The 4,548-nt window shown below is 73.7% G+C and carries 6 protein-coding genes; 4 read left to right on the top strand and 2 right to left on the bottom strand.

The genetic code is table 11. The features are described 5' to 3' along the window. Positions 1 to 63: 63 nt before the first annotated feature. A complete protein-coding gene (locus DQW06_RS26505) occupies positions 64 to 825 on the bottom strand; it encodes a DeoR/GlpR family DNA-binding transcription regulator (RefSeq protein WP_017563623.1) in 762 nt (253 codons plus the stop codon). A gap of 331 nt (positions 826 to 1,156) precedes the next feature. Here DQW06_RS26505 and pfkB point away from each other — a divergent pair, with 331 nt between their 5' ends. The 3 genes from pfkB to DQW06_RS26490 all read left to right on the top strand — a co-directional run bounded on the left by pfkB (position 1,157) and on the right by DQW06_RS26490 (position 2,721). Then, on the top strand, positions 1,157 to 2,098 hold the full coding sequence (gene pfkB / locus DQW06_RS26500; protein ID WP_013155225.1) for a 1-phosphofructokinase: 942 nt from the start codon (positions 1,157 to 1,159) through the stop codon (positions 2,096 to 2,098). 53 nt (positions 2,099 to 2,151) lie between these two features. Next, entirely contained in the window at positions 2,152 to 2,421 is a 270-nt protein-coding gene (locus tag DQW06_RS26495; RefSeq protein ID WP_013155226.1) for an HPr family phosphocarrier protein, read from the top strand. 120 nt (positions 2,422 to 2,541) lie between these two features. Continuing rightward, the gene (locus tag DQW06_RS26490; RefSeq protein WP_061080696.1) at positions 2,542 to 2,721 is read left to right on the top strand and encodes a hypothetical protein; all 180 of its coding nucleotides are present in this window, start codon (positions 2,542 to 2,544) and stop codon (positions 2,719 to 2,721) included. 310 nt (positions 2,722 to 3,031) lie between these two features. On the opposite strand, the gene DQW06_RS26485 is transcribed toward DQW06_RS26490, so the two are convergent. Next, a complete protein-coding gene (locus DQW06_RS26485; protein ID WP_117199522.1) occupies positions 3,032 to 3,796 on the bottom strand; it encodes an SDR family NAD(P)-dependent oxidoreductase in 765 nt (254 codons plus the stop codon). A gap of 332 nt (positions 3,797 to 4,128) precedes the next feature. On the opposite strand from DQW06_RS26485, the gene DQW06_RS26480 reads away from it, so the two are divergent. Continuing rightward, positions 4,129 to 4,548: LysR family transcriptional regulator (locus tag DQW06_RS26480; RefSeq protein WP_232833169.1), on the top strand; the 420-nt coding region annotated here is incomplete at its 3' end.

Below are 4,548 nucleotides of genomic sequence, written 5' to 3'. Positions count from 1 at the left end.
GGGGTGTTCCGGGGCGGGGCGGTCCCGGACGGTGGAACCGCCCCGCTCGGTGTCCCGCCCTGGTCAGACCACCTGGACTCGGGGTCCGGCGGCCTCCAGTTCGTCGGCGAGACCGCTGGCGAGACCGGTGTCGGTGATGACCAGATCGAGGTCCTCGACCGCCGCGAAACGGGCGAAGTGGTCGTTGCCGACCTTGGTGTGGTCGGCGAGCAGGACGCAGCGGCGGGCCGAGGCGATCATGGTCCGCTTGACCTCCGCCTCCGCGGGATCGGGTGTGGTGAGCCCGCGTTCGGTGGAGATCCCGTTCGCCGCCATGAAGGCGACGTCGACGTAGGACTCGGCGAGGGAGCGCAGCGCCCAGGCGTCGACGGTGGCCTGGGTGCGGGTGCGCAGGCGCCCGCCGAGCAGCATGAGGTTGATGTGGGTACGCGGGGCGAGCGTGAGGGCGATGGACAGGGAGTTGGTGACGACGGTGAGTTCGCGGTCGGCGGGCAACTGCTCGGCGAGGCGTCCGGTGGTGGACCCGGCGTCGAGCAGGATGGCGCCCTCCTCCGGGAGTTCGGCGAGAGCCGCCTTGGCGATGCGCTCCTTCTCCTGCGTCATGACGGAGTCGCGCACATTGAGGGCGGGCTCGAAGCCCAGCCGCTCGACGGGGATCGCGCCACCGTGGACCCTGCGCAGGACCCCGTGGCGTTCGAGTGCCGTGAGGTCGCGCCTGATGGTCTCGTACGTGACGTCGAACTCCGCGGCGAGTCCCGTCACGTCGACCCGGCCGTCCCGCCGGGCGCGTTCGAGGATCGCCTTCTGGCGCTCTTCCGCGTACATGTTGGATCACCTGTGTTTCGGTGTGGTTTTCTGTGAGTTTAATGGTGTTGCCTGGGACACACAAGAGGTACCTTGAACCAATATCCCAGCAACACTGCTCGTCGCGAAGCCCCTACGGTCCGCCCGAACCCACCAGGAGTGTTTCCCCTCGCTCCGACCGCGCCCGCGCACCGGGACACCGGTGACACGAGCTCCACCCGCCCGTGACCGACAGTGGCCAAAACCGGAAACCAGGGCACAACAGCATTGACACACGCAGGCAAACACACATAATCAAAGGTAGTCCCACATCCGGACCGGGCCGGGCGCAGCCACCTCGAAAAGAGCACCCATGATCCTGACCCTCACCCCCAACCCGAGCGTGGACCACACCCTGGAGGTCAGTCACCTGACCCGCGGTGAGGTCCTGCGCGTGGGCTCCACCCGCGCGCAGGCGGGCGGCAAGGGCGTCAACGTCTCCCGCGCGCTGCGCCGCGCCGGCGTGCCCACACGGGCGGTACTGCCCGTGGGCGGCGGCGGAGGCGCCGAGCTGACCACCCTGCTCGGGGACCTGCCCTGCGTCGCCGTCCCCATCGAGGGCGAGACCAGGGGCAACATCGCCGTCACCGAGGACGACGGCACCACCACCAAGCTCAACGCACCCGGTCCCGTGCTCTCCCCCGAGGAGACCGACGCCCTGCTCTCCGCCCTGGAGAGCGAGCTGGACCGGGGGCCGGCGTGGGTGGTGGCCAGCGGCAGCCTCCCCTCCGGCACCCCCGACGACCTGTACGTGCGCGTCGCCGAACTGGCCGCCTCCTACGGGGTCCCGCTGGCCCTGGACACCTCCGGCAAACCCCTGGAGGCCGCGGCCCGCGCGGGGTCGGTGGCCCTGCTCAAGCCCAACCAGGAGGAGCTGGCCGAGCTGATCGGCCGGGAACTGACCACCGTGGGCGCGGTCACCGAGGCCGCCCGCGAGGTCCTGGGGTGGGGCAACGGCTCCGCCCTGGTGACACTGGGGGGCCACGGTGCGATACTCGTGGACCCCGAGCACACCTGGTGGGCGCGCGGGCCCCGGGTCCGCACGCGCAGCACGGTGGGCGCGGGCGACTGCGCCCTGGCCGGGTTCCTGGGCGCGGAAGGCTCCCCCGAGGACCGGCTGCGGCACGCCGTGGCGTGGGGGACCGCCGCGGTCTCCCTGCCCGGAACCACCGTCCCCTCCCCCGACGACGTGGCCGCCGACGCGATCACCGCGGTGGCCGACCCCGACCCGCAGTGGCCGGTCGACACGCTCTGACCCGGGCCCCCCGCCCAACCGACGATCTCCCGACGACTTCTCCTAGGACTGACATGCCCCAGCGCACCGTGGCCATCGCCTCCCAGCTCGGCCTGCACGCCCGCCCCGCCAGCCTGTTCGTCCAGGCCGTCAACGGCACCGGCCTGCCCGTCAAGATCGCCCGCGAGGGCCAGGACCCCGTGGACGCCCGCAGCGTGCTCGCCGTGATGGCGCTGGGCGTCAAGCACGGCGAGACGGTCACCCTGTCCTGCGAGGAGCAGGAGAACGCGGACAAGGTCCTGGACGAGCTCGTGGAGATGCTGTCCCGGGAACTGGACGCCTGATCCACGGGCTCCGCGCGACCCCCGCCCGGACACGGGCCGCCCCCGCGCGGGGGCGGCCCCTCCGGGGCGCGGTCCCGCCCGGCCCTGGTCTTCGGGGTCGGCCGGGGCTACCTTGCTGCCATGGACACCTCACGTGACGACACCGTCATCGGCCCCTCGGGGATCTGCAGGCGGGGGCAGCACGACTGGAAGCACGATCCCCCCGGAGCGAAGCGGCAGATCTGCACCCGTTGCCGGTCCATGTCCACGACGAACTACTGCGACTGCGCCGAGTGCGCGTCCGGCGGCGCGCAGGCCTGAGCCCCGCGGGGTCCGACGGCGACCGCGGCCCGCACCCGCCTCCCGGGCCGGTGCCGTGACCACGGGGAGGGTTCGCCGGGCCCCTCCCCCGGGACGCCCCTCGTACCCGTGGCGCGTCTGGGCCGCGTGGAACCGGGCGGTCGCCGCGACACGGAGCCTGCCGGGGCCTCGGCCGTGGCGGCCCGGCCGGGGACTGACGGAGCGGCCGTCGAACTCGGCGGCCACCCCGCCCGCCCCCGCTGGGATTCGGGTCGGAAAACCCCCGTGCCACACCGGTGACGGTTCCGGCCGGCCCGCTGGGCAGTGTTCCTTAGGACTCCCCCCGCCGCACGCGGTGGACCTTGTGCTGGGCGGCCTGCGCGCGCGGTCGCACCACGAGCAGGTCGATGTTCACGTGCGGGGGCCGCGTGACCGCCCACACGATGGTGTCGGCGACGTCCTCGGCGCTCAGCGGGTCGGGCACACCGGCGTAGACGGCGTCGGCGGCCCCGGAGTCACCGCGCATCCGGTTGAGGGCGAACTCCTCGGTCCTGACCATGCCCGGCGCGATCTCCAGCACGCGCACCGGTTCGCCGCACAGCTCCAGTCGCAGCGTGGCGGCGAGGCTGTGCGCGCCGTGCTTGGCGGCCACGTACCCGCCGCCGCCCTCGTAGGCCACGTGCCCCGCCGTGGAGGAGACGACCAGCACGGTGCCGTCCCCGCTGGCGATCAGCTTGGGCAGCAGGGCCTGGGTCATGTTGAGCACACCGATGACGTTGACCTCGTACATGGCGCGCCAGTCGGCGGGGTCGCCCTCGGCGACGGTCTCGGTTCCGATCGCACCGCCCGCGTTGTTGACCAGGACCTCGCACGAGGCCAGGGAGTCGGCGAAGGCTTCGACGGCGGCCCTGTCGGTGACGTCGAGGGCGTGGGCGCGGGCGCTGCGGCCCTCCTCGGCCAGTTCCTTCGCCAGCGCCTCGACCCGGTCGGCGCGGCGGGCGACCAGGACCACGGCGTAGCCCTCCTCGGCCAGGCCGCGCGCGGTGGCGGCCCCGATCCCGCTGCTGGCTCCGGTGACGACGGCGGTCGCTGACATGGTGGTTCCTCCCGGAAGTCGCTGTCGCGCCGAGCGTATCCGGTGACCGTGCCCGGCCCGCCCGGAGGAGGGACCCGTCCGGTCTCCCGGGTCCCGGCGGCGGTCGCGGCGCCCCGGGCCGAGAGGGCGCCGTCGTCCACGCGCGGACCTGGGGGCGCCGCCCGCGAGCGGACCGGACCCGGCGGGGCCCGCTGTCCGCCGCGCCTTCCGCCATACGAGAGCCGGTCAACCGGGCGGTACGCGTCCCGTGCTTCCATGAGGGGTGCTCGCCGACCCGACGCGTGTCGGGGGCGGCACGGGCCATGTCGGCGAAGGCGAGGGGGACCGTCCAGTTGCGGGGTATCGAGATCCGGGAGCTGGAGTGCTTCCTCGTCCTGGCCGAGGAACCGCACCCCGGACACGCCGCGGTGCGGTTGGGCGTACCCGCGGAGACCGTGGACCTGCTGCTGCGCGCCCTGGAGGACCGGATCGGCGCCCCTCTCCTGGACCGCACGGGCCCGCGCCCGTGCCTCACCCCGTTCGGCGAGGAGTTCCTCGACGCCCTGCGGCCCGCCTACCAGAACCTGGCCGCGGTGGTGGACGGCGCGCGCGACCGCGCCCACGGCGGGCCGTCCACGGTCCGCCTCGGGTTCCGGGGGAAGGTGCACGGCCCGGTGGCCGAGGCGGTGCGCGCCTTCGAGGAGCGCGAGCCCGGCACGCGGGTGCGGATCGTGGAGACGGCGCACTCGGACCCGTTCGGTCCGCTGCGCGAG

The organism is Nocardiopsis sp. TNDT3 (genome assembly GCF_003427465.1).
Classification (GTDB): Bacteria; Actinomycetota; Actinomycetes; order Streptosporangiales; family Streptosporangiaceae; genus Nocardiopsis; species Nocardiopsis dassonvillei.
This window is presented reverse-complemented; position numbering and strand designations above follow the sequence as displayed.